The sequence below is a fragment of the Cellulosimicrobium cellulans genome (assembly GCF_016907755.1).
Lineage (GTDB): Bacteria > Actinomycetota > Actinomycetes > Actinomycetales > Cellulomonadaceae > Cellulosimicrobium > Cellulosimicrobium cellulans_D.
Map to the genome: position 1 here is coordinate 1479072 of NZ_JAFBCN010000001.1, position 26322 is coordinate 1505393.

At 73.3% G+C, this 26322-nt stretch carries 18 protein-coding genes; 14 read left to right on the forward strand and 4 right to left on the reverse strand.

What is annotated here, in order from left to right; translation table 11 throughout:
• Positions 1-417: 417 nt before the first annotated feature.
• Positions 418-5073, forward strand: a complete 4656-nt coding sequence (locus JOE63_RS06375) for a galactose-binding domain-containing protein (RefSeq protein WP_239576638.1) — start codon at positions 418-420, stop codon at positions 5071-5073.
• A 123-nt stretch (positions 5074-5196) separates the two neighbouring features.
• Here the strand turns inward: JOE63_RS06375 and JOE63_RS06380 are convergent, their stop codons facing one another.
• From JOE63_RS06380 to JOE63_RS06390, 3 genes are all read right to left on the reverse strand, one after another.
• Entirely contained in the window at positions 5197-5919 is a 723-nt protein-coding gene (locus JOE63_RS06380; protein ID WP_204540052.1) for a class I SAM-dependent methyltransferase, read from the reverse strand.
• A 43-nt stretch (positions 5920-5962) separates the two neighbouring features.
• Positions 5963-7048: a DNA integrity scanning diadenylate cyclase DisA gene (disA, locus tag JOE63_RS06385; RefSeq protein ID WP_087471208.1), complete on the reverse strand. Its 1086-nt coding sequence runs from the start codon at positions 7046-7048 to the stop codon at positions 5963-5965.
• A 133-nt stretch (positions 7049-7181) separates the two neighbouring features.
• On the reverse strand, positions 7182-7934 hold the full coding sequence (locus JOE63_RS06390) for a DeoR/GlpR family DNA-binding transcription regulator (RefSeq protein ID WP_087471209.1): 753 nt from the start codon (positions 7932-7934) through the stop codon (positions 7182-7184).
• A 51-nt stretch (positions 7935-7985) separates the two neighbouring features.
• Between JOE63_RS06390 and JOE63_RS06395 the strand changes: the two genes are divergently transcribed.
• Together JOE63_RS06395 and JOE63_RS06400 are read left to right on the forward strand one after the other, a co-directional pair.
• Positions 7986-8375, forward strand: a complete 390-nt coding sequence (locus JOE63_RS06395) for a DUF4406 domain-containing protein (RefSeq protein WP_204540056.1) — start codon at positions 7986-7988, stop codon at positions 8373-8375.
• Positions 8372-9037 (forward strand): NUDIX domain-containing protein, encoded by a 666-nt coding sequence (locus JOE63_RS06400; RefSeq protein WP_087471210.1) that lies wholly within the window; start codon positions 8372-8374, stop codon positions 9035-9037. The genes JOE63_RS06395 and JOE63_RS06400 overlap by 4 nt, the downstream gene beginning before the upstream one ends.
• 18 nt (positions 9038-9055) lie before the next feature.
• On the opposite strand, the gene JOE63_RS06405 is transcribed toward JOE63_RS06400, so the two are convergent.
• Positions 9056-10513 (reverse strand): DNA repair protein RadA, encoded by a 1458-nt coding sequence (locus tag JOE63_RS06405; RefSeq protein WP_087471211.1) that lies wholly within the window; start codon positions 10511-10513, stop codon positions 9056-9058.
• Positions 10514-10600: 87 nt separating this feature from the next.
• Between JOE63_RS06405 and JOE63_RS06410 the strand changes: the two genes are divergently transcribed.
• The 11 genes from JOE63_RS06410 to JOE63_RS06460 all read left to right on the forward strand — a co-directional run bounded on the left by JOE63_RS06410 (position 10601) and on the right by JOE63_RS06460 (position 26260).
• Complete coding sequence (locus JOE63_RS06410) at positions 10601-11140, forward strand: potassium channel family protein (RefSeq protein ID WP_204540059.1); 540 nt, start codon at positions 10601-10603, stop codon at positions 11138-11140.
• A 518-nt stretch (positions 11141-11658) separates the two neighbouring features.
• A complete protein-coding gene (locus tag JOE63_RS06415; RefSeq protein WP_204540061.1) occupies positions 11659-14826 on the forward strand; it encodes a family 43 glycosylhydrolase in 3168 nt (1055 codons plus the stop codon).
• 168 nt (positions 14827-14994) lie between these two features.
• A complete protein-coding gene (locus JOE63_RS06420; protein WP_087471214.1) occupies positions 14995-15711 on the forward strand; it encodes a hypothetical protein in 717 nt (238 codons plus the stop codon).
• 148 nt (positions 15712-15859) lie between these two features.
• On the forward strand, positions 15860-16741 hold the full coding sequence (proC, locus tag JOE63_RS06425) for a pyrroline-5-carboxylate reductase (RefSeq protein WP_087471215.1): 882 nt from the start codon (positions 15860-15862) through the stop codon (positions 16739-16741).
• 35 nt (positions 16742-16776) lie between these two features.
• Positions 16777-17829, forward strand: coding sequence for a LacI family DNA-binding transcriptional regulator (locus JOE63_RS06430; protein WP_204543515.1), 1053 nt, complete (start codon positions 16777-16779; stop codon positions 17827-17829).
• Between the two features lie 130 nt (positions 17830-17959).
• Positions 17960-19633 (forward strand): xylulokinase, encoded by a 1674-nt coding sequence (locus JOE63_RS06435; protein WP_204540063.1) that lies wholly within the window; start codon positions 17960-17962, stop codon positions 19631-19633.
• Positions 19630-20391, forward strand: coding sequence for an L-ribulose-5-phosphate 4-epimerase (locus tag JOE63_RS06440; RefSeq protein WP_087471216.1), 762 nt, complete (start codon positions 19630-19632; stop codon positions 20389-20391). Before JOE63_RS06435 ends, JOE63_RS06440 begins: the two co-directional genes overlap by 4 nt.
• A 148-nt stretch (positions 20392-20539) precedes the next feature.
• Positions 20540-22048, forward strand: a complete 1509-nt coding sequence (gene araA / locus JOE63_RS06445) for an L-arabinose isomerase (protein WP_087472798.1) — start codon at positions 20540-20542, stop codon at positions 22046-22048.
• Positions 22049-22430: 382 nt separating this feature from the next.
• Positions 22431-23444: an ABC transporter substrate-binding protein gene (locus JOE63_RS06450; protein WP_087472799.1), complete on the forward strand. Its 1014-nt coding sequence runs from the start codon at positions 22431-22433 to the stop codon at positions 23442-23444.
• Between the two features lie 222 nt (positions 23445-23666).
• Positions 23667-25205, forward strand: coding sequence for a sugar ABC transporter ATP-binding protein (locus tag JOE63_RS06455; protein ID WP_204540065.1), 1539 nt, complete (start codon positions 23667-23669; stop codon positions 25203-25205).
• Positions 25202-26260, forward strand: a complete 1059-nt coding sequence (locus JOE63_RS06460; RefSeq protein ID WP_204540067.1) for an ABC transporter permease — start codon at positions 25202-25204, stop codon at positions 26258-26260. The genes JOE63_RS06455 and JOE63_RS06460 overlap by 4 nt, the downstream gene beginning before the upstream one ends.
• The last annotated feature ends 62 nt before the right edge of the window (positions 26261-26322 follow it).

Below are 26322 nucleotides of genomic sequence, written 5' to 3' on the forward strand. Positions count from 1 at the left end.
CTACGAAATCGTCCGTGGGCGTGAGATTGCGTCGCACCTCGCGGGAACGGTGTCATTGCAACGAGAAGGCGTTGCTCGAGGCGTCGCGGGAGGGCCGTGGAGCGGAGCAAAGTCGAGACCGAAAACCATTGCGGTCGACCTCTCGTGGCTGGTTGACTGGCTCGCGTCTGGCGACCTCACCGCGGAGGGTGCCCGGGGCTCACGGCCCCGGGTGCGAGAGCTCCGGGGTGCGGCGCGAGCCGGCACGACGATCAGGGTCCCGCGTCCCGCAGCGGGGCGGGCGGACGAGGCAGTCCGCCCGTGCGAGGCGAGGCCCGTCGTCGTCCCGAAACCTGTTTTCCGGTTCCCGATGGAGAGGACTTGGTGATGTCGGGGAGAGCGTTGAGAAGGGTCGTCGCGTCGGCGATGACAGGTGCGATGGCCGTGACCGGCGTCGCGCTGGCACCGGGGGCGCAGGCCGACGTGGTGCCGGGCAACGAGAGCGACATCGGTGTGTACACCGACGGCACGACCGACTCGATGGACATCGGTGACCCGGTCTACTCGAACCTGGACCAGGTCGCCGCGGCGCTGGAGCCCGGGGTCCCGTGGACCGCGGGCTCGATGCACGGGTCGATCTTCGAGAAGGACCGCGCGGCGGGCGGCACGGACTACTACCTGGACCGCGTGCTCGGGGTGAGCGGGACGTCGGGCAACAACGTGCTGCAGACGCGCGGCCGCTCGCTGTACCTGCGGGGCAACAGCAACTGGGCGGTCATGGGCTTCGCGGGCTCCGCGTTCGCGGGCGGGCCCAACAACCTCGGCAACCTCTACACCGTGACCGTCCCGGGCCAGACGATCACCGAGGTCGGGGCGCAGCGCTTCAACGCGCCGAGCCACGCGAAGGCGCGCTACACGGTCGGGACGACGGGCGTGACGGCCGACCTCAAGAAGCTCATCACGTACGACAACGTGGCGCTCTCGGCGATCACGTTCACCAACCCCGGCGCGAGCGACGTGACGTTCACGGTCCGCGCGGCGTCGCCGCTGGCGACCACGTCGACGGACGCGGCCGACGAGCTCACCGGGACGCGGACCCTGACGAGCGGCGCGAACAACGGGCTCGTCGACACCCCGTGGTCCGACGTCACGGTCGGTCTCAAGGCGCCCGGGTTCGAGCGCGTGGGCACCAACCTCGACCGCGAGGTGACCGTCCCGGCGGGCGGGTCGGTCGACCTGTCCGTCCTCGGCGTGCTGTCCAGCGACACGCTCCCCGAGTCGGTCGAGAGCTTCCACGAGTACGCCGCGCTGTCGCCCGCGGACGCGTTCCGCACCGGCGTGACGGAGTTCAACCGGCAGTGGGCGCAGGACATCCCGTACCTCGACGTGCCCGACGCCGCGATCGAGAAGGCGATCGTGTACCGCTGGTGGGGCGAGCGGTACAACAGCCTCGACGCGAACGAGCCGGGCTACGTCTACCAGTACCCGACGACGATCGAGGGCGTGAACCTCTACCAGAACTCGGTGGCGCTCACGCAGCCCATGCACCTGCAGGACACCAAGTGGATCCGCAACCCGTACCTCGGGTACGGCCAGATCCTCAACATCGGTGAGCTGTCCGGCTCGTCGGCGTTCCTCGACAGCCCGGGCCACACGAGCTGGAACAACCACTACTCGCAGTACCTCGGCACCGCGGGCCTCGAGGCGTACAACGTGCACGGCGGCGGTCCGGCGGTCGCCGAGCGCTTCGCGACGTACTTCGAGGGCGACGGCGTCGGCCAGCTCGAGCACTACGACGGCAACGACGACAAGCTCATCGCCTACGACACCAACTACATGCCCGGCAACGACGCCGACGCGATCAGCTTCGGCTACCCCAAGGTGAACGCCGGGGCGCCGGGCGCGCGGACGATCGAGCGGCCCGAGTCCGCGTACGTGTGGGGCGCGTTCGACGCCGCCCGCCAGCTCTACGCGATGGCGGGGGCCGACCCGGCGAAGGTCGCCGAGATGGGGACCGCGGCCGACGAGATCCGGGACGCGATCCTCGGCCGGCTGTGGAGCGACGAGACGCGCATGTTCCTCTCGGGCACGTCGCACGGCGCGACGTCGGGCGGGAGCCAGAACCCGCTCAGCGAGGCCGAGCGCGACCTCATCCCGGCGAAGGAGTCGAACCTCTACGACGTCTACGCCGAGAACCTCATCCCGTTCGAGGACGCCGACCAGTACGTCGACGGCTTCCGCTTCCTGCGGTACGGCGACAACTTCCCGATCTTCCCGTTCTACACGGCCAACCAGTACGACCGGGCGAAGTTCGGGATCGGCGGCTCGAACAACTTCTCCAACATCAACTTCACGGTCCAGTACCGCGGCGTGCGGTCCGCGCTGCGGCACTACGACCCCGACCACACGTACGTCACGCCCGAGTACGCCGCGAAGCTCCTCGACTGGATGGCGTGGAGCATCTACCCGAACGGCAACGCGCTGGTCCCGAACCAGGCCGAGTACTACTCGAACTGGAACGCGAGCACGCAGACGTTCAACCGCAACAACCCGAACCACGTGATGCTCGGCAACATGAACTACATCTACGTCGAGGACATGGGCGGCATCCAGCCGCGGTCCGACGACAAGATCGAGCTCTGGCCGATCGACCTCGGGTACGACCACTTCATGGTCAACAACCTGCGGTACCACGGCAAGGACGTCACGATCGTCTGGGACGAGGACGGCTCGCACTACGGCCTCGGCGAGGGCTACAGCCTGTTCATCGACGGCGAGCGCAAGGCCGCGGCCGACGCGCTCGGCCGGTTCGTCTACGACCCGGCGGCCAACGAGGTCGTCGAGTCCGACGAGGGCCTCGCGGTCGAGGTCGTCGACGACCAGGGTGCCGACCTGCCGACCGCGGTGGACACCCCGATCGAGGACGAGCGCGTCGTGTCCTATCTCAAGACCGCGGGCATCGACCTCACCGAGGACGCGGGCAACCTCGCGCGCGGGGCGGAGCTCTCGTCGTCGGCCACCCAGCAGGGCGCGCGACCGACGACGTGGCGCCAGTTCCACACGCCGGGCTGGAGCACGGGCTCGATGAACTACACCCCGGGCGCGATCAAGGAGACCGAGCGTCCCGTGTCGCTCGACGCGGTCACCGACGGCACGACCGTCAACGAGCCGTACTGGGGCAACTACGGGACCGAGGGCGACACGGGGTACGTCGAGCTCGACCTCGGCGAGCCCACGACGTTCGACAACGTCAAGGTCTGGTTCGTCAGCGACCGGCAGGCGGGCGGGTACCGCGAGCCGGTCCGGTACTCGGTCCAGGTGCCCGACGGCTCGGGCGGCTGGACCTCGGTGCCGGACGCGTTCAAGGCGCCGAAGATCCCCGGCCCCAAGTTCAACGAGGCGCTCTTCGAGGCCGTGACGACGACCGACAAGGTCCGCGTCGCGTTCACGAACACGCCGAGTTACTGGACGGCGATCTCGGAGATCCAGGTCTTCGACTCCGGCCGCGAGGTCCCCGAGGTCGTCAACGACGCGCCGACGGTCACCGTGAACGTCGACCGGTCCAAGGACGGCAACCTGTCCACGACGCTCGTCGGCACCGTGACCGACGACGGCATCCCCGACGACGGCACCCTCACCTCGGGGTGGACGACCGTCGCGGCACCCGACGGCGCGAGCGTCATCTTCGGCGACGCCGACGCCCTGACCACGACGGTGACGGGCACGGTGGCGGGGGAGTACACGTTCCGCCTCACCGCGTCCGACGGCGAGCTCACGACCGAGCGCGACGTCCAGGTCGAGCTCACCGAGAAGGCGACCTCCGCCGAGTTCGGCGCGCTCGCCACGATCGCGACGAGCGGGTCGGCGTCGTGGGAGAACCCGCTGCGCGTCAACGAGTCCTCGACGCCCGCGAGCTCGAACCCGGGCGCGGGCAACGGCTGGGGCACGTGGGGGCAGCCCGCGAACGGGACGAGCCCGCAGACCGCGGCGTGGATCCGGTACGCGTGGGAGTCGCCGGTGCTCCTCGCGTCGACCGACCTCTACTGGTACGACGACAACGGCGGGACGCGCATGCCGCGCGCGGACACGTACACGGTCGAGCACTCGCAGAACGGCACCGACTGGACGCCGGTCACCCTGACCGACGGCTCGACGTACGCGGGCGCGCTCCAGCGCAACGCGTACAACCACCTGGAGTTCGAGCCCGTCGAGGCGAGCTACCTGCGCGTCCGGATCACCGGCGTGCAGACCGGCGGCGCCGGCACCGGCATCCTGCGCTGGCGCGTCAACGGTGACACCGTGGACTCCGTGGCGAGCCCGGTGATCGTCCGGACCGTCACGGGCGAGGTCCCGACGCTCCCCGCGTCGCTCGACGTCGTCTACTCGAGCGGTCGTCGCGGCGCGGTCGACTTCACCTGGCAGCCGATCACGCCGGCCATGGTGGCGGAGACCAACGTCGAGCCGTTCACCGTCTACGGCACGAACACGACCTACGGCCTGATCGCCGAGGCCCAGGTCTACGTGCGGCCGGAGAGCTCGCAGGGCGGCATCTCGATCCAGGGCGCCGAGCAGTTCGAGCAGAGCGTCGACGTCGGCGAGCAGCCGTGGCTGCCGACCAAGGTCCTCGTGTCCTACAACGACGGCTCGCGCGACAACCAGGCGATCGGCGTCGAGTGGGACTACGACGAGTCCGTCGTCCAGACGCCGGGCGTCTACGTGATCCAGGGCGACCTCGTCCTCCCGGACTACGTGAGCACCGCCGGCACCACCACGACGACGCTCACGCTCACCGTGGGTGAGGGCGTCCCGGCCGGTCCGGCGGTCACCGTCACGGCCGAGACCCGCTGCCTCGCCGGCAAGGTCTACGTCGCGGTCCGCGCGCTCAACGACGACGACGTCCCCCTCACCGTCCGGCTCGACACGCCGTTCGGCACCAAGACGTTCAACGGCGTCGAGCCCGGCAAGAACGCCTACCAGTCGTTCGCGTCGCGCACGACGTCGGTCGAGGCCGGCGCGGCCACGGTGGTCGCCACCGACGCCGAGGGGAGGTCGACGACGGTCACCGCGCACTACGACGCCGCCACCTGCGGCTGACCCGCACCCCGCGCGTCGCACCACGTCTCGCCCCGGTCCGTCCCCGCGGACCGGGGCGAGACCCGTCTGCGCGAGGGCGGGCCCTGGCCCCGCGAGGGAGAACCTTGGCCGGGCGGGAGCGTGTCAGCGGCGGGCCAGGGCCCAACGGAAGGCGTTGCGCAGGAGGTAGGAGCCGTCGGGGCGGCGGAAGGGGCGGGCCGCGGCGAGGACGTCCGGGCGGAGCTCGGCGCGCAGGTCGTCCGACTCGCCGAACATGATCGCGGCGACGACCTCGTCCGCGTCCGCGAGCGCCATCGGCGCGTCCGCCACCCCCTCCGTGACGACCGTGAAGCCGTGCTCGGTGAGGAGCGCGCCGAGGTGGCCCTCGTCGCGGCTCTCGTCGCTCGGCTCGTGGTCCTCGCCGGCGACGGCCCGCTCGAGGACGGTGAGGTCGTTGCGGTCGTCCTCGGCCCAGGTCGCGACGGCGACCAGGTCGCCGACGCGCCGGCACTCGCTCAGCGTCTTGGCGACGTCCGTGAACGCGAGGGCGTTGACGAGCGTGACGAGGTCGAACGCGTCGTCGGGCCAGGGGAGGCGCTCGGCCTGGGCGACGCGCAGGTCGGCGGCGGGGCTGTGCCGCCGCGCGACGTCGATCATCCCGGCGGCGGCGTCGCAGCCCGCCGCGTCCGCGCCGCGGGCGAGGGCCAGGGCGACGAGCTCGCCCGTGCCGCACCCGACGTCGAGCACGCGCGAACCGGGTCCGACGCCCGCGGCGTCGAGGACCGCCTGCTGGGCCGGGGCCGCGGCGGGTGCCCACCAGCGCGCCCAGGCGTCGGCCAGTGCCGACCACTCGTCGACGTGGTCCACGGTCCCCCTCCGTGCGGGCTCGTCGGTCGGACGGTCAGGTGGGTCAGACGTAGCGTTCGAGGATGCTCGACTCCGCGAGCCGCGACAGTCCCTCGCGCACGGCGCGGGCGCGCTGCTCGCCCACGCCGTCGACCGTCATGAGGTCGTCGATGCTCGCGGCGAGCAGCTTCTGCAGACCGCCGAAGTGCGCGACGAGCCGGTCGATGATCGTGGCGGGCAGGCGCGGCACCTTCGACAGGAGGCGGTACCCGTGCGGCGCGACGGCCGCGTCGAGCGCGTCGCCGCCGCCGGGGAGGTCGAGCACGCGGCCGATCTGGCCGAGGTCGAGCAGCTGGGTCGAGTCGAGGCCGCCGAGCGACTTCTGGACCTCGGCGAGCGAGCGGTCCTTGCGGCCGAGGTCGACGTAGTCGCGGATGACGAACTCGCGGTCCGAGCCGATGCCGCCGATGAGCTCGTCGAGCTGGAGCGCGAGGAGGCGGCCGTCGGTGCCGAGCTCGATGACGTACCCGGCGATCTCCTCGGAGATGCGGGCGACCATCTCGAGGCGCTGCACGACCGCGCACACGTCACGGACGGTGACGAGGTCCTCGATCTCGAGCGCGGAGAGCGTGCCGGACACCTCGTCGAGGCGGGCGCGGTAGCGCTCGAGCGTGGCGAGCGCCTGGTTGGCGCGCGACAGGATCGTGTCGGAGTCCTCGAGCACGTGGCGCTGGCCGCCGACGTACAGGGCGACGATCCGCATGGACTGGCTCACGGAGATGACGGGGAACCCGCTCTGCTTGGCGACGCGCTCCGCCGTACGGTGCCGCGTCCCGGACTCGGTCGTCTCGATGGTCGGGTCCGGCAGGAGCTGCACGGCCGCGCGCAGGATGCGGTTGGCGTCGCGGTCGAGCACGACGGCACCGTCCATCTTGGACAGCTCGCGCAGCCGCGTCGCGGAGAAGCCGACGTCGAGGACGAACCCGCCCGAGCACATCTCCTCGACGACCTTGTCCAGACCGAGCACGATGAGCGCGCCCGTCCGGCCACGAAGGATGCGTTCGAGACCGTCACGGAGCTCCGTCCCGGGTGCCACGGCGGCAAGGGTCTCCCGGAGCATCTCGTCGGGGTGCGCGGGGGAGTTGGCCACGGAGGAATCCTACGCTGTGAGCCCTTTCCCACCCCCGGAGACCCGCGGCAGCGGGCCACAATCGGGTCACGATCCGATCTCGACGCGGCGCGGGCGATCTTCCCCGCGCCGTCCGGGGATCACCGGGGGAGCGTCAGGCGGTGAGCACGCGGACCCGTTCGCGGAGCGCGCGCACGACGTCCGACGCGGGGTCGGCGTCCGTGACGACGCCGGCGACGTCGTCGAACCCGACGACGCGGAACGGCGACGCCGCCCCGACCTTCTCCGACGAGCCCAGCACGTACGTCTCGGCCGCCCGCGCGGCGAGGGCCCGCTTCGTCGCCGCCTCGTCCGGGTCGCCCGTGGTGAGGCCGGCGTCCGGGTGGATGCCGGTGACGCCGAGCAGGAACAGGTCGGCCGACACGTGCTGCGCGGCCTCGACCGTCGCCGCCCCGCTGGTCACCGCCGAGTGCTTGAAGAGCCTGCCGCCGAGGACGATCACGTCGGCGACGGGGTGCTCGACGAGCGCCGTCGCGACCGTCGGGCTGTGGGTCACCACGGTGCAGCGCAGGTCCGGCGGCAGCGCCGCCGCGACGGCGAGGGCGGTGGTGCCGCCGTCGAGGATGACGGTGCTCCCGGGGTCGATCAGCCGGACGGCGGCGGCCGCCACGCGTTCCTTGCCCGCGACGGCGACCTGTCGGCGTCGCGAGTAGTCGGCGACGGCCGGCGAGACCGGCAGCGCCCCGCCGTACACGCGCTGGCAGAGCCCCTCGGCGGCCAGCTCGCGCAGGTCCCGGCGGATGCTGTCCTCCGAGAGGCCGAGCTCCTCCGCCGCAGTCTTCGCGACGATCTTGCCGTCGCGGCGGAGCGTCGCGAGCAGGACTTCTCGTCTCTCTGCCGCCAGCATGGTTCTCCTTGGTTATTCCTGATTGTGCACGGTTATGCCTAGTCTAGAGGCATGATGCGACCTCTGCTCGTCCTCATCGCCGGCCCGTACCGCTCCGGTACCGACGGCGACCACGCCGCGATGGCGGCCAACCTGCGCCGCCTCGAGGAGGCGGCCTGGCCCGTCTTCGCGGCCGGTCACGTCCCCCTGATCGGCGAGTGGGTGGCGCTGCCCGTCCTCCGCTCGGCGGGTGCCACGGTGGACGACGACCTGGCGGCGGACGTGCTCTACCCGACCGCGCAGCGTCTCCTGGAGCACTGCGACGCCGTGCTGCGCCTGCCCGGCGAGTCGGCGGGTGCCGACCAGGACGTCGCGATCGCCACGGCCCGTGGCCTCCCCGTGTACCACGACGTCTCCGAGCTGCCCCGCCGCGACGAGGCCCCTGCCGTGAGCGCCGGGTGAGCGGCGTCCCCGGGGTCGACGTGCCCGACCACCGCGGCCGCACGGGTCTCGACCGGACAGGTCGCGGGCTGCGGCGCAACCCGGACGTCGTCGTCCGCGACGTCGAGCTCACGTCGCAGGGGTGGCACGTGCTGCGCCGCACGACCTTCGACCTCCGGCGCCGGGACGGGCGCTGGCAGACGCTCCAGCGCGAGACGTACGACCGCGGGGACGGGGCGACGATCCTGCTCCACGACGCGGCGCGGTCGACCGTCCTGCTCACGCGGCAGTTCCGCTTCCCGGCGTACGTGAACGACCATGCGGACGGCATGCTCCTCGAGACGGCTGCCGGTCTGCTGGACGACGACGACCCCGAGACCGCGATCCGGCGCGAGGTCGCGGAGGAGCTGGGGGTGACCGTCGGGCCGGTCTCACGCGTCTTCACCGCCTACATGAGCCCGGGCTCCGTCACCGAGAAGGTGCACTTCTTCGCGGCGCCGTACACGCCGCGCGACCGCACGGGCGCGGGCGGAGGGGTGGCGGCCGAGGGTGAGGACATCGAGGTCGTCGAGCTCGCGCTCGGCGACGCGCTGGCGATGATCGGCGACGGCCGCATCGTCGACGGCAAGACGATCATGCTGCTCCAGTGGTGGGCGCTCGTCGGCGGACGGTCGGGCGGCTGACCGCCCCCGCCTGCGCCCTCAGGTCCGGGCGAGCTCGACGGCCTCGCCGAGGTGGCGCGCGGGGAGGATCGTCATGCCCTCCACGGGACGCGGGAACGACCCGCGCGGCACGACGGCGCGCGTGAAGCCGAGGCGCGCGGCCTCCGCCAGCCGGCGGTCGAGGCCCGTGACGGGGCGGATGTCTCCCGCGAGGCCGACCTCGCCGAACGCGACGGTGCCCTGGGGCAGCGCCTCGTCCTCGCGCGCGGAGAGCACGGCGAGCGCGATCGTGAGGTCGGCGGCGGGCTCGGTGACCTTGGCGCCGCCCACGGTCGACGCGTACACGTCCTGGTCGACGAGCCGCACCCCCGCGTGGCGGTGCATGACGGCGAGGATCATCGCGAGGCGGCTGGAGTCCACGCCGCCCGTGGTCCGGCGCGGGTTGGTCAGCGAGCTCGGCACCACGAGCGACTGGATCTCGAGCGCGAGCGGGCGCCGACCCTCCAGCGTCACGGTGACGCACGTGCCGGGGGAACCGGCGCCCGTGTGCGAGAGGAACAGCCCGCTCGGGTCGGCGAGACCGACGATCCCGTTCTCCGTGAGGTCGAAGCAGCCGACCTCGTCCGTCGGGCCGTAGCGGTTCTTGACGGCCCGGACGAGCCGCAGGCGCGAGTGCCGGTCCCCCTCGAACTGGCACACGACGTCGACGAGGTGCTCGAGCGTGCGCGGCCCGGCGACCGAGCCGTCCTTGGTCACGTGGCCCACGAGGATGACCGGCAGGTCACGGGCCTTCGCCGCCGCGATGAGCGACGCCGCGACCTCGCGCACCTGGCTCACGCCGCCCGGCGCGCCCTCCACCTGGGCGGACGCGATGGTCTGCACGGAGTCCACGACGAGCAGGTCGGGGTCGGTCGCCTCGATGTGCCCGAGGACGGTCGCCAGGTCGGTCTCGGACGCGAGGAGGAGGCCCGGCGCGAGGGCGCCGACGCGCTCGGCCCGCAGCCGGACCTGCCCCGCCGACTCCTCGCCGGTGATGTAGAGGACGCGTCGCGGCGTCGGGGTCGGGCGGGCGGCGGCGGCGCGCTCACCGACCGGACGCACCGTCGGCAGGTCCGACCCGCCGGCCGCGACGTTGCTCGCGACCGCGAGGAGGAGGGTCGACTTGCCGACCCCCGGTTCCCCGGCGAGCAGCACCACCGCGCCCGGCACGATGCCGCCGCCCAGCACGCGGTCGAACTCCGAGACGCCCGTGGGCGTGGCGCGCGCCGCCTCGACGCTGATCTCCCCGATCGGCCGCGCGGGGGAGCGCGTCGGCGAGACCGCGGTGGTGCGCGGGCCGGAGGCCGCCGGGGCGTCCTCGGTCACCGTGCCCCACTCCTGGCACTCCCCGCAGCGGCCCACCCACTTGGCCGTGGTCCAGCCGCACTCGGAGCAGCGGTAGGCGGGGCGGGAGCGCTTGGCGGCCGCGGAGCGGGCCGCGGTGGTCGACGACGTCACGCGCCCAACCTAGCCACGACCGCCGACACCGGCGCGACACCCGCGCGACACCGCGACGGGAACGCCCTCGCGCGGGATGCTGGGCGCATGCGCAGGCTCCCGCACGACAGCCCGTGGTGGACGCTCATCCTCACGGTCGCCTCCACGACGGCGTGCCTCACGGTCTACTACGGGGTCCCGCTGCCGACCGACGAGGCCCGGGAGGTCGTCCAGCTCGTGGTGTTCGCCGTCGGGCTGGCGCTGCTGTGCGCGCTCCTCGTGGTCCAGGTGCGCCGCCAGCTCCGCGCGTGGGGGACGCCGAGCGTCCGGGTCCAGTCGGTCATGGGGCTGCTCCTGCCGGTGGTCACGTTCTTCGCCCTCGCCTACTACCTCATGGCCGACCAGTTCGTCGGCATCGAGAACCGCACCGACGCGCTGTACTTCGCCGTGGTGACGCTCGGGACCGTCGGGTACGGCGACGTCCACCCGGTCGGCGAGGCGGCGAAGATCGTGGCGATGGTCCAGATCGTGCTCGACCTCGTCGTGGTCGGCGTGCTCGTCTCGATCGCCACGTCGCGCGCCCGCGCCCGGGCAGAGCATCGGCACGAGCACGAGCACGGGCCGCGCACCGAAAACCGGGCGGACTGACTTTCTCCCATCGCGCAGCGGCCGGTACCAGCCCGAGCTCGCCGGGGCGCAGCATCCTGCGGTTCGTAGCGCTCGGTGGAGGCGCACTCCCACCGACGTGCGAGCATGCCCGGAGCCGAATGACCGAAAACCATTGCGATAGCGTTTCTGTCTGTGGCAGGGTCGGCACCGGACGACCGGCTCGACGACGAGAGGTGCACGCCCGTGACGACGCGAGCGCGACGACGGCCCGCACGCGGCACCCCTGAGGTGCGCGCCGCCGTCGGCCCGCCCGGCACGGCCACCACCCCGCGCACGACGACGGTGCCGTGACGACGGCGGTGACGCGTCCGACCCCCGCCCGCGGGGGCGTCACCGCCCGTCAGCCGGGCACACGGCCGCCCTGCCCGCCGGCACGGGCTCCACGACCGTGCGCCCCGGGGGCCGAGGGAACTCCCGGGGTGCACGACCTCCACGCAGGAACCGCTGGCCCGCTCCGTGCAGGTACGAGAGCGACCCGACCGTCAGGAGAGCAGCCCATGACCGACAGACCGACCACCCGATCGTCGCGCGGGCGGAGCCCCGCGCGCGGCGCGCTCGCGAGCGTGCTCAGCGCCGGCCTGGCGCTCACCGGGCTCGCGGCCACCGCGGCCCCGGCCGCCGCCGCGGACCCGTACACCTTCACGAGCACCGAGAACCCGATCCTCGGCGACGGCAGCTACTACTCGGCCGACCCGGCGCCGCTCGTCGTTCCCGCGGGCGCGCCCGGCAACGCGACGGGCGAGGACGAGCTGTACGTCTACACGGGTCACGACGAGGCCGGCCCGACGCGCAACGACTTCGTCATGAACGAGTGGGGCGCGCTCGTGACGAGCGACGTCGACGCGGGGGAGTGGACGCACCACCCGTCGCTCATGCGGCCCGAGGACGTGTTCGACTGGGCGACGCCGGGCCGCGCGTACGCGGGGCAGGTCGTCCAGGGAGTCGACGGGCGCTACTACTGGTACGTCCCCGTGCACGAGGCGGGCAGCACGGCGAGCGACGCGTTCGGCATCGGCGTCGCGGTGTCCGAGACCCCGACGGGCCCGTGGACCGACCACGTCGGCGGGCCGATCATCTCGCAGCGCGTCCCGACCCCGAACACGATCCACAACATCGACCCCACGATCCTGGTCGACGGCGAGGGCGACGACGCCCGCGTCTACGTCTGGTGGGGCAGCTTCTCCAACCTGCGCATGCTCGAGCTCGCGCAGGACATGAAGACCCCGGTCGGTCAGGTCCGCACGGTCACCGGGCTCACCGGGTTCTTCGAGGCGGCGTGGGCGTTCGAGCGGAACGGCACCTACTACATGGCGTACGCGGGGAACAACGCCGGGCCGACGTCGTCGTGCACCCCGGCGAACTACCACGCGTGCATCGCGTACGGGACGGCGACCTCGCCCGAGGGGCCGTGGACGTACCGCGGCACGGTCCTCGCGCCGGTCTCCTCGACGACGAGCCACCCGGGGATCCTCGAGTTCGACGGCGAGTGGTGGATCGCCTACCACACGGCCGACGCCGAGGGCGGGAACCACTTCCGGCGCTCGGTCGCGATCGACCGCGTCGAGTGGGACGACACGCAGTCGCCGCCCCGCATGAAGCAGGTCGTCACGACGCCGGCGAAGGTCACGGACACGACGCCGCGCGCGAACGTCGCGCAGGAGGCGACGGTCACCGTCTCCAACGAGCCCGTCCCGACCCAGTACTGGAAGAAGGCGCTCAACGACGAGATCGTGCGGCCCAACCCGCTGCCCCCGGACATGTGGGGCACGTGGACGGGGAACAACCCGCCGCAGCAGTGGGTGCAGTACACGTGGGACCAGCCGATGCGGCTCGCCGGCTCGCAGATCGAGTTCTGGAACGACCAGCCGCAGGGCACGGGCGTCGGCGTCGCCGCCCCGGCGTCGTGGCGCATCCAGTACTGGGACGCGTCCGACGGCGGCGCGTGGGTCGACGTGCCGAACCCCAGCGCCTACGGCACGGCGACGAACGGCTTCCAGGACACGGCGTTCGACCCGGTCACCACGACCCAGGTCCGCGCGGTCTTCGACGCCTCGACCAACGGCAGCACGTACTCGGCCGTGGCGGTGGAGGAGTGGAAGGTCCTCGCCGAGCAGCCCGACGCCGTCGAGCCGCCCGGGGTGACGGTCGAGGTCGGGGAGACCGACCTGCCGGGCGCGGTGCCCGTGACGTTCCCCGGCGGGGAGACGCTGCAGGTCCCCGCCTTCTGGGACGAGGTCGCCGCGGACGACGTCGCAGCCCCCGGCACGTTCGCCGTCGAGGGGTCCGTGCTCGGCTACGCGGGCGGTCGCGTGAGCACGGAGGTCACCGTGATCCCGGCCGAGGCGGCCGACGGCGACGAGACCGCGCCGACCGTGACGCTCACGCCGCTGGGCAGCGCCGGCAGCGACGGCTGGTTCCGCTCCGACGTGCGCGTCCGGGTCGACGGCGCCGACGACTCCGGCGGGCGCGTGGTCCTCACGACGACCGTCGACGACGGCGCGCCCGTCACCACGGAGCCGACCCGGTCGACCGAGGTCGCGGTCGCGGGCGACGGCGAGCACCGGGTCGTCGCGACGGCCGCGGACCGCGCGGGCAACGTCTCGCCGGAGGCGGCCCTCGACGTCCGGATCGACCGCGTGGCGCCGGTCAGCACGGGCGTCCTCGACCCGGCGGCGCGCACGGTGACGGTCACCGCGACCGACGCGACCTCCGGGGTCGCGCGCGTCGAGTACGCGATCGGGACCAGCGCGTGGCAGCCGTACGGCGGTCCCGTGGCCGCCCCGGACGCGAACCAGCACCGGGTGTCGTTCCGCGCGGTCGACGCCGCGGGCAACGCCGAGACGCCGAAGGTCGTGACGGTCCCCGCGGACGTCTCCGGACCGCTCGCGGGCAACGTCGCGCCGATCGCCACGGCGAGCGCGTCGTACACCGCGGGGTGGAACAGCGTCGGCGCCCTCAACGACGGCGCCGACCCGGCGAACCCGAGCCAGGCCCAGATCTGGGGCACGTGGTCCGGGACGCGGCCGGCGACGCAGTGGGTCCGGTACGACTGGTCGCGCCCGATCCGCCTCACGGGCGCGGAGCTGAAGTTCTGGCGGGACTCGGACCCGGGGAGCGGGGACGGCGTCGTCCGCCCGGACTCCTGGGTGCTGGAGTACTGGGACGACGCGGCGCAGGCCTGGGCCCCCGTGGCGAACCCGTCCGGGTACGGCACGAGCACGACCGCCTTCAACACCGTGACGTTCGACCCGGTCACCACGTCGCGCCTCCGGGCGACCTTCGCGGCGAACGGCAACGGGTCGACGTACTCCGCGGTCGCCGTCACCGAGTGGCGCGCGTTCGCGGACGACCCGGGCACGGGCGGCCCCGAGCCCGAGCTCCCGGTCACCGTCACCGCGCAGGCGCGCTGCCTCGCGGGCAAGGCCTACGTCGCCGTGGTCGCGACCCACGACCACGACGCGCCCGTCGACGTCGTCGTCGAGACGCCGTACGGGACGCGGTCGTTCCCCGCGGTGGCGCCCGGGAAGAGCGCCTACCAGTCGTTCGCCGTCCGCGCGGCGGTCGTCGAGGCGGGCGCCGTGGTCGTGCGCGCGACCGGCACGGTCGACGGCACGGAGGTGACGACGGAGACCGGGGCGGAGTACGCCGCCCTGGGCTGCGGGTGACGATCCCGACCCCGCCCCGGGGATGACGGGCGGGTGAACCCGTCCGCGCGTGCCCGACACCCCGCGTCAGCGCGAGGGGTCGGGCACGCGCGCGTCCTACTCTTGGCCGCAGAGCCCCGGCCGAGAGGACCGGGCCCGCGAGGACCGAGAGCAGCGGAGGTAGGCGCGATGAGCCAGTCGCCCGGCGGGAGCCCGACGGGACGAGCGCCCGCACCCGCGCGACCGGGGCAGGGCCCGGCCGCGCGCCGCCCCGGCGACGCGGTGGGCGCGAGCGACCGCCGCCACTCGCGGCCCTCCTCGGCGGCCGTGTACCGCCGCCGGCGGCTGGTCGTGCTCGTCGCCCTGGTGCTCGTCGTCGGGCTCGTGGTCGCGCTGCTCGCCTGGGTCTGGCCGGGGTTCGCCCGCGCCGACGCGGAGCCCGCGCCCACGGTGACCGTGACGGCGGACCCGCCGACCCCGACGCTCGAGCCCGTCGCGCGCACCGGGACGACCGCGTTCGCGCAGGCGCTCCCGGACACGGTGCTCGACCTGGTGCTGCGCAGCGACTCGGCGACGGACGCGTGGTCCACGGAGCGGGCCCTCGAGGCGTACGAGCTCGTGTACGCGGACGGCGAGGGCGAGGACGCCACGACGGTCACGGTGGTCGCCGGGCAGTGGCCGACCGTCGCGGAGGCGGAGACCGCCGCGAGCGACCTCGTCGCGGCGGCCGGCGAGCCCACGGACACGGGCGACGTCGAGGTCGCGGGCGAGGTCGCCGGCACGTACGCGGTGACCCCCGCGGCCGACGGGCAGGCGACCGTCACCTGGCGCAACGGCACCGCGGTCCTCCAGGCCACGGGGCCCGCCGACGTCGTCACCGACGTGTACTCCGCCTTTCCCCTCTGACACCCGCTGTGACCCCGCGCTGACGCCGCCCCGACGCCGTGCGAGCGCCCTCCCCGGGGCGCGCGGCGCGGCGGCGGCCGCCCCGCGGTCCCGCGCACGCGCCGGGTGCGCGAGAATGCCCTCACCGACCACCGGGAGCTGATCGCCCATGACCGACCGTCCGACCCCGTCCGCCCCTGCGCGCCCGCTCGCCGTCCTCGGCACGGGCGTCATGGGCGAGACCGTCCTCGCGGGCGCGCTCGCGTCGGGCTGGGACCCCGCCGACGTCGTCGCGACGGTGCGCCGACCGGAGCGCGCCGAGGAGCTCGCGGCGCGCCACCGGGTCCGGACGACGCAGGACAACGTCGAGGCCGTGCGCGGCGCCGGCGTGGTGGTCGTCGCGGTCAAGCCGAAGGACGTCGCCGCGCTGCTCGACGAGGTCCACGACGCCGTCGGCGCGGGGACGGTCGTGGTGAGCGTCGTCGTCGGGCTCCCCACGTCCTTCTACGAGGACCGGCTCCCGGCGGGCACCGCCGTCGTGCGGGTCATGCCGAACACGCCGTCGGTCGTGGGCGCCGGGGTGAGCGCCGTGAGCGGCGGTGCCGCCGCGGACGACGACGACGTCGCGCTCGTCGAGCGCCTGCTGTCCGCGACGGGGCTCGTCGTGCGCGTCGCGGAGAAGGACCAGGACGCGGTCGGGGCGCTCTCGGGCTCCGGCCCGGCCTACGTCTTCTACGTGATCGACGCGCTCGCCGAGGCGGGCGTCCTGCTGGGCCTGACGCGCGCCACGGCGCTCGAGCTCGCGACCGCCACGGTGCACGGCGCCGCGACGATGCTGCGCGAGACCGGCGAGCACCCGGCGATCGCGCGCGAGAAGGTCTCCTCGCCCGGCGGGACGACCGTCGCCGCGCTGCGGCGCCTCGACGCGGGCGGCGTGCGCGCCGCGTTCCTCGACGCGCTCGAGGCCGCGCGCGACCGGTCGGCCGAGCTCGCCGCGGCGCTCGCGGCCGCGCCCGCGCCGCGTCGCGACCCCGAGGGGACCGGGTCGTGAGCGACGGGCCGTCGCCGCGCACCCGCCCGCCCGCGATGTCCGACGTCGCGCGGCTCGCCGGCGTGTCGCACCAGACGGTCTCGCGCGTGCTCAACGACCACCCCAGCGTGCGGCCGGAGACCCGCGACCGGGTCCTCGACGCGATCGCGACGCTCGGCTACCGCCGCAACAGCGCGGCCCGTGCGCTCGTCACGATGCGCTCGGGGACGATCGGCGTCGTGACGACGGGCTCCGCGCTGTACGGGCCGACGTCGACCCTCATCGCGGTCGAGGAGGCGGCGCGCGAGCAGGGGTACTTCGTGAGCGTCGCGACCATCCGGCGCTACGACGCGGACACGATGCACCGCGTGCTCGAGCACTTCATGGACCAGGGCGTCGAGGGCATCGTCGTCATCGCGCCGCAGACGGACGTCGCGGCGGCGGTCGACTCGTTCCGCGCGCCGGTGCCGGTCATCATGATCGCGGCGCGCGACCATCCGGGCGAGGGCGAGGCCGCGGAGGTCGTGCGCCCGAGCGCCGGGGCGCTGGGCGCCCCGGGCGCGATCCTCGCGATCGCGGTCGACCAGCGGCTCGGCGCCCGGCTCGCCACCGAGCACCTGCTCGACCTGGGCCACCGCGCGGTGCTGCACCTGTCCGGCCCGCTCGACTGGTTCGACGCGCGCGAGCGCGAGACGGGCTGGCGCGCGGCGCTGGAGGAGCGCGGCGCTCCGGTGCCCGAGCCGGTGCGCGGCGACTGGTCCTCCGACCGCGGCTACGCCGTCGGGAAGGAGCTCGCGGACGCGGTCCGCGCGGGCGACGGGCCGACCGCGGTCTTCGCCGGCAACGACCAGCTCGCGCTCGGCCTGCTCCGGGCGTTCTGGGAGCAGGGCGTGCGGGTGCCGTCGGACGTCTCGGTCGTCGGGTTCGACGACGTCGCGGGCGCGGGGCACTTCATCCCGCCGCTGACGACGGTGCGCCAGCCGTTCGGCTCGCTCGGGCGGCGGTGCATGGGGATGATGATCGACGCCCTGTCCGGCGCGACCGTCCGGCCCGTCTCCATCCCGCCCGAGCTCATGGTCCGCGAGAGCACGGCGGCGCCACGCGGCTGACGTCGCGCTCCCGCCCGCGAGACCTCTGCGAGAACCCGCGCCGGGGGAGTTGGCCTCGTCGGTTGTGAGCGCTAACATTCGAGAAGACAGTCACGACCGAGGCGCGACGCCGCGACGAGGAGAAGCAGCAATGGTGCAGCAGGACGAGGTCGGTCGCCGTCGGGCGGCCGTCGTGGCAGGGGAGACCGCGCTCGGGATCGAGCTCGGGTCGACGCGGATCAAGGCGTGCCTCGTGGACGCCGACGGCACGCCGCTCGCGAGCGGCAGCCACGCCTGGGAGAACCAGCTCGAGGACGGCACGTGGACGTACTCGCTGGACGCCGTCGAGGCCGGGCTGCGCGACTGCTACGCGCGCCTCGTCGACGACGTCGAGGAGCGGTACGGCGTGCGGCCCACGACCTACGGCGCGCTCGGCGTGTCCGCGATGATGCACGGCTACCTCGCGTTCGACGCCGACGGCGAGCTGCTCGTCCCGTTCCGTACGTGGCGCAACACCTCGACGGGGCCGGCCGCCGCCGAGCTCACCGGGCTGCTCGCGTACAACGTCCCGCTGCGCTGGTCGGTCGCGCACTGGTACCAGGCGATCCTCGACGCCGAGCCGCACGCCCCGCAGGTCGCGTCGCTCACGACGCTCGCCGGGTACGTCCACCGGCGGCTCACCGGACGGCACGTGCTCGGCGTGGGCGACGCGTCGGGCATGTTCCCCGTCGACCCGGCGACGCGCGACTACGACCACGCGCTCCTCGCGCTCGTCGACGAGCGGGCCGCGACGCACCGCGCGGGTCCGAAGCTCGCGGAGCTGCTGCCCGAGGTCCTCGTGGCGGGTGCGGACGCCGGTCGGCTCACGGCCGAGGGCGCCGCCTGGCTCGACCCGTCGGGCACCCTGACACCCGGCGTCCTGCTGTGCCCGCCCGAGGGCGACGCCGGGACGGGCATGGTCGCCACCAACGCCGTCGCGCCGCGCACCGGCAACGTCAGCGCGGGCACGAGCATCTTCGCGATGGTCGTGCTCGAGCGCCCGCTCGGCAGCGTGCACCACGAGCTCGACCTCGTCACGACGCCCGCGGGCGACCTCGTCGCGATGGTCCACTGCAACAACGGCGCGAGCGAGCTCGACGCGTGGGCGGGCCTGCTCGGCGAGCTGGCCGCGGCCGTCGGCAGCGACGCGAGACCGGACGACGTGTTCGGCGCCCTCTTCCGCGCCGCGCTGGACGGTGACGCGGACGGCGGCGGGCTGCTGGCCTACAACTACCTCGCGGGCGAGCCGATCACGGGGCTCGCGGAGGGGCGGCCGCTCGTCGTGCGCACGCCCGGGAGCCGCCTGACGCTCGCCAACTTCGCGCGCACCCAGGTCTACGGCGCGTTCGGGACGCTCGCGCTCGGGATGCGCGTCCTCGCGGGCGAGGGCGTCCGGCTCGACGGGATGCTCGCGCACGGGGGCATGTTCCGCACCGCGGGCGTCGCGCAGCGGCTGCTCGCCGCGGCGATCGACGCGCCGGTGAGCGTCGGGCGCACGGCAGGCGAGGGCGGCGCGTGGGGCATCGCGGTCCTCGCCGGGTTCGCGCGCGACCGTGCGTCGTCGGGCACCGCGTCCGGGTCCACGGACGGCGGCGCCGCCCGCGACCTCGGCGCGTACCTGCGCGACCACGTGTTCGCGTCGGCCCAGGTCGAGACCGTCGCGCCCGACCCGGCGGACGTCGCCGGGTTCGCGGCCTACCTCGACCGCTACGCCGCGGGGCTCGCCGTCGAGCGAGCCGCCGTGACCGCGCTGCCCGCCCGCACCGAAGGAGAGGACCCCGCATGACCACGCCCACCCCGGCCGCGGACGTCGCGGCACCCGCCGAGCCCGTCGTGCCCGCCCACCTGCGCGACGCCGTCGACGCCGCCAAGGAGCGCGTCGCCGCGCTGCACGCCGAGCTCCCGCGGTGGGAGCTCGTCGTGTGGACCGCGGGCAACGTGTCCGAGCGGGTCCGCGACACCACCCGGCCCGACGGCTCGGGCGACCTGCTCGTCATCAAGCCGTCCGGCGTCGCGTACGACGACATCACGCCCGGGGCGATGGTCGTGTGCGATCTCGACGCGGCCCTCGTCGAGGGCGACCGGTCGCCGTCGTCCGACACGGCGGCGCACGCCTACGTGTACCGGCACCTGCCCGAGGTGGGCGGGGTCGTGCACACCCACTCGACGTACGCGACCGCCTGGGCGGCGCGCGGCGAGCCCGTCCCGTGCGTCCTGACGATGATGGCCGACGAGTTCGGTGGCGACATCCCCGTCGGGCCGTTCGCGCTCATCGGCGACGACTCGATCGGGCGCGGCATCGTGGAGACGCTGCGGGAGTCCCGCAGCCCCGCGGTCCTCATGCGCAACCACGGCCCGTTCACGATCGGCACCGACGCGCGCGCGGCGGTCAAGGCGGCCGTCATGTGCGAGGAGGTCGCCCGGACCGTGCACGTCAGCCGCCAGCTCGGCGAGCCCGCGCGCATCGCGCAGGACGACGTCGACTCGCTCTACGCGCGGTACCAGCACGTCTACGGGCAGCAGCCCGCGGCGGAGCCGCGCTGACCACGAGCGGGCACGCGCCCGGTGCACGCCCGGCACCGAGCCCGGGCGCACCGGCACGCCGCGCGCACGGCACGACAGCAGCACGACCACCCCGGGAGGGGCCGCAGCGGTGCGGGACCCGCCCACGACACGAGAGATGTGGACCGACATGAGCAAGCCCTACGCGGACCGCGAGATCTGGTTCCTCACCGGGAGCCAGGACCTGTACGGAGAGGAGACGCTCCGGCAGGTCGCCGAGCAGTCCCAGGAGGTCGCGCGCGCGCTCGACGCGTCCCCCGACGTCCCGGCGAACGTGGTCTGGAAGCCCGTGCTCAAGGACGCCGGCTCGATCCGGCGCGCGATGCTCGACGCCAACGCGGACGACCGCGTGCTGGGCGTCGTGACGTGGATGCACACGTTCAGCCCGGCGAAGATGTGGATCGGGGGCCTCGACCAGCTCCGCAAGCCGCTGCTGCACCTGCACACGCAGGCCAACGTCGAGCTGCCGTGGGACACCATCGACTTCGACTTCATGAACCTCAACCAGGCCGCGCACGGCGACCGCGAGTACGCGTACGTCGCGACGCGCCTGGGGGTCGCGCGCACGACGGTCGTCGGGCACGTGTCGAACCCCGCCGTGACGGCGCGCGTGGGGTCGTGGGTGCGCGGCGCCGCCGGCTGGGCCGCGACGCACGAGCTGCGCCTGGCCCGCTTCGGCGACAACATGCGCAACGTCGCGGTCACCGAGGGCGACAAGACCGAGGCCGAGCTCCGGTTCGGTGTGAGCGTGAACACGTGGGGCGTGAACGACCTCGTGCGCGCGGTCGAGGAGGTCTCCGAGGCCGACGTCGACGCGCTCGTCGCGGAGTACGAGGACCTCTACGACGTGGTCCCCGAGCTCCGCAAGGACGGCGACCGGCACGCGTCCCTGCGGTACGCGGCCCGCCAGGAGATCGCGCTCGAGACGTTCCTGGAGTCCGTGGGCGCCAAGGCGTTCACGACGAACTTCGAGGACCTCGGCGACCTGCGCCAGCTCCCCGGCATCGCCGTCCAGCGCCTCATGTCCAAGGGCTACGGGTTCGGCGCCGAGGGCGACTGGAAGACGGCCGTCCTCGTGCGCGCCGCGAAGGTCATGGGCGCGGGCCTGCCCGGCGGGGCGTCGCTCATGGAGGACTACACCTACGACCTCACGCCCGGCAGCGAGAAGATCCTCGGCGCGCACATGCTCGAGATCTGCCCGTCGCTCACGACCTCGACGCCGCGGGTCGAGATCCACCCGCTCGGCATCGGCGGCAAGGAGGACCCCGTCCGCATGGTGTTCGACGCCGACCCGGGCGTCGGCGTCGTCGTGTCCCTCGCGGACATGCGCGACCGGTTCCGCCTCACCGCCAACGTGGTCGACGTCGTCGCGCCCAGCGCGCCGCTGCCGCACCTGCCCGTGGCGCGGGCGGTGTGGGAGCCGCGCCCCGACTTCGCGACCTCCGCCGAGGCGTGGCTCACCGCGGGCGGCGCGCACCACACGGTGCTCTCCACCGCAGCGGGCATCGACGCGTTCGAGGTGTTCGCCGACATCGCGCGCACCGAGCTCCTGGTCATCGACGAGGGCACGACGCGCCGTGGGTTCCGCGACCAGGTGCGGTGGAACCAGGTGTTCTACCGCGTCGCGCAGGGCCTCTGACGGGCTCGGGGGAGCCGTCTGCGCAGGTCCGAGCGCGGCCCGGTGGCCGTGACCGAACCGTGACGGGTGGCGGCTTCCCCTCCGCGCGTGTGAGCGCTAACATCGTCTCTCGGGAGGGTGTGAGCGATCACATCCGCAGGTCTGGGGCTCACTGCCTCGACAGGCTCCGCACGGACGGCACGCCGCAGTGTCGGGCGGTGACCACAACGGTTACCGAACGGTTATGCGGAATGTCGGGTCGGGACTTGCGGGAGGGGCACTGACACCGCTAGACATTGACACAAGCAAACATGTATCAACAAGAGTCAACAGTCCGATGGTGGACTGGCACGACCCGACGACCCTCGGCACGGCGCCGAGGTCGCATCTCAAGGAGGAGAGCATGTTCAGCACGACCAAGGCGCGCACGCGTCTGACGGGTGTCCTCGCCGGCGTGGCGGTCCTCGCGCTCGCGGCGTGCAGCAGCGGGGGCGGCAGCACGGACGACAGCAGCAACGACGCGGGTGGCGACGGCGGCAGCGGCGACGCGATCGTCGTCGGCTTCTCGCAGGTGGGCGCCGAGTCCGGCTGGCGCGCGGCGAACACCAAGTCCATCCAGGACACGCTCACGGCCGAGAACGGGTTCGACCTCAAGTTCTCCGACGCGCAGCAGAAGCAGGAGAACCAGATCCAGGCGATCCGCTCCTACATCGCGCAGGGCGTCGACGTCATCGCGTTCTCCCCGGTCGTCGAGTCCGGCTGGGACGCGGTGCTCGAGGAGGCCCGCGACGCCGGGATCCCCGTGATCCTCACGGACCGCGCGGTCGACTCCGAGGACGAGACGCTGTACGAGTCGTTCATCGGCTCGGACTTCATCCTCGAGGGCGAGATGGCCGGCGACTGGGTCTCCGAGGCCGCGACGGAGCCGATGAACGTCGTCGAGCTCCAGGGCACCACCGGTGCGGCGCCCGCGATCGACCGCAAGACCGGGTTCGAGAACGCCACGAAGGACAACCCGAACGTCACGATCATCGACTCCCAGACGGGCAACTTCACGCGCGCCGAGGGCAAGACGGTCATGGAGGGCTTCCTCCAGGCGCACGACGACATCGACCTCGTCTACGCGCACAACGACGACATGGGCCTCGGCGCCATCGAGGCCATCGAGGCGGCGGGCCTCGTCCCGGGCGAGGACATCCAGATCGTCACCGTCGACGCGGTCAAGGACGGCATGCAGGCGCTCGCCGACGGCAAGATCAACTTCATCGTCGAGTGCAACCCGCTCCTCGGCCCGGACCTGGCGGACATCATCAAGAAGGTCGTCGCCGGCGAGGAGGTCGAGAAGCGCATCGTCGTGGAGGACCAGTCCTTCACGCAGGAGCAGGCCGTCGAGGCGCTCCCGACGCGCGAGTACTGACCGGCGCCGAGCGGCCGTCCCGGAGCGATCCGGGACGGCCGCCCGCCCGGCAGGTCCGGTCGACGCCGACCGGTCCGCCACCACGGACGGGTCGCGCGCCGGGAGAGCACGTCTCCCCGGCGCGCGGCCGACGCACCACCGCCGGCATGCCGACGTCGCCGGCGTCCTGAGGCGCCCCGGGGCCCGGCAGCCCCGTCGCCACCGCTGCACGGAAGGTCACCCATGACTACCGCCGTCCCCGACGGTCGACCCGTCGTCGAGATGACCGGGATCTCGATCGAGTTCCCGGGCGTCAAGGCGCTCGACGGAGTCGACCTCACGCTCCGGCCCGGAGAGGTCCACGCCCTCATGGGCGAGAACGGCGCCGGCAAGTCGACGCTCATCAAGGCGCTCACCGGCGTCTACTCGATCGACTCCGGTCGCATCGTCGTCGACGGCGCCGAGCACACGTTCTCGGGCCCGGGCGAGGCCCAGGCCGCCGGTGTCTCGCCGGTGTACCAGGAGGTCAACCTCTGCGAGAACCTCTCGGTCGCCGAGAACATCATGCTCGGCCACGAGCCGCGCCGGCTCGGCGCGATCGACTGGCGCGCGACCCGCCGCCGCGCGGGCGAGATGCTCGCCCGCCTCAACCTCGACATCGACCCGGCCTCGTCGCTCGCGGCCCACTCGCTCGCCGTGCAGCAGCTCGTCGCGATCTGCCGCGCGCTCGTCGTCGAGTGCAAGGTCCTCATCCTCGACGAGCCGACCTCGAGCCTCGACGCGGACGAGGTCGCCCAGCTCTTCGCCGTCGTCCGGCGGCTGCGCGACGAGGGCGTCGCGATCCTCTTCGTCTCGCACTTCCTCGAGCAGGTCTACGAGATCTCCGACCGCATGACGGTCCTGCGCAACGGGAAGCTCGTCGGCGAGTACGTGACCGCCGAGCTCCCGCGGCTCGAGCTCGTCTCCAAGATGATCGGCACCTCGCTCGAGGTGCTCGAGGAGCTCGAGGAGGCGCCCAAGCGCTCGGTGGCCGACCGCGAGGCGACGCCGTTCGTCCAGGCTCTCGGCGTCGGTCGCAAGGGCTCGGTGCAGCCGTTCGACCTCGACGTGTACCCGGGCGAGGTCGTGGGTCTCGCCGGCCTGCTCGGCTCGGGCCGCACCGAGCTCGCGCGCCTGCTCGCCGGCGCGGACCGCGCCGACTCCGGCCAGGTGCGCGTGGGCGGCGCGCCCGCGCGCCTGCGCACGCCGCGCAGCGCGATGCAGCACAAGATCGCGTTCTCCTCGGAGCACCGCAAGGCCGAGGGCATCGTGGGCGACCTGACGATCCGCGAGAACATCGTGCTCGGGCTCCAGGCGGAGCGCGGCTGGGCGCGGCGGCTGCCGAAGAAGCAGGTCGACGAGATCGTCGAGACCTACATCAAGGCGCTCGCGATCCGCCCCGGCAACCCGGACGCGCTCATCAAGAACCTCTCGGGCGGCAACCAGCAGAAGGTGCTCCTCGCGCGCTGGCTCGCGACGGCACCCCGGTTGCTCATCCTCGACGAGCCGACGCGCGGCATCGACGTCGGTGCCAAGGCCGAGATCCAGAAGCTCGTGGCCCAGCTCGCGGGCGAGGGCATGTCGGTCGTGTTCATCTCGGCCGAGCTCGAGGAGGTGCTGCGGCTCAGCCACCGCATCGCCGTCATGCGCGACCGCGTCAAGGTCGCCGAGATCACCAACGACGAGGACGTCACGGTCGAGGACGTCGTCGAGCTCATCGCGAGCGGAGGGCAGGAGTCATGAGCACCACGGCACCCGCGTGGCAGCGCGCCGTCCAGCACCGGCTCTTCTGGCCGATCGTCGCGCTGGTCGTGCTGCTGGCGGTCAACACCATCAACCGGCCGAGCTTCCTGTCGATCCGGCTCCAGGACGGGCACCTGTTCGGCTCGCTCGTCAACCTGCTGAAGAACGGCGCGCCGCTGCTGCTCGTCGCGCTCGGCATGACGCTCGTCATCGCGACGCGGGGCATCGACCTGTCGGTGGGCGCGGTCGTCGCGATCTCCGGGGCCGTGGCGCTGAGCTTCATCGCGTCGTCGCCCTCGCCCGACAGCCTGACGACCGTCCTGGTCGCCGCGGGGATCGCGCTCGCGCTGTCCTTCGTCCTCGGCGTGTGGAACGGCTTCCTGGTCTCGGTCCTCGGGATCCAGCCCATCATCGCGACGCTCGTGCTCATGACCGCGGGCCGCGGCGTCGCGATGCTCATCACGGGCGGCCAGATCACGACCGTCAACAGCGCGCCGTTCAAGGCGATCGGCTCCGGCTTCTGGTTGGGGATCCCCGTGGCGGTCGTGCTCGCGGGCCTGGTGTTCGCCGCGGTCGCGCTGCTCACGCGCCGCACCGCGCTCGGCATGCTCATCGAGTCCGTCGGCATCAACCCCGAGGCGAGCCGCCTCGCGGGCGTCAAGTCCCGCAGCATCATCTGGACCGTGTACGCGGTGTGCGCGCTCTTCGCGGGCCTCGCGGGCCTCATGATCTCCTCGAGCACCATGGCGGCCGACGCCAACAACGCCGGTCTCTTCATCGAGCTCGACGCGATCCTCGCCGTCGTCATCGGCGGCACGTCGCTCGCGGGCGGCAAGTTCTCGCTCTCGGGCACCCTGGTCGGCGTCCTCATCATCCAGACGCTCACGCTGACGGTGACGATGCTCGGCATCTCGCCGTCCGTCACGCCCCTGTTCAAGGCGATCGTCGTCATCGCGGTCTGCCTCGCGCAGTCCCCGAAGGTGCGCGACGTGGTCGCCGCCCGACGACGTCGCGCGGCCCCGACGGCCGCCGCGGCCGCGGAGGTGAGCGCCTGATGTCCGCCGTGCAGACCCCTGCCCCGACCTCGCCCCCCGACCCCCGGGGCGCCGAGACCGTC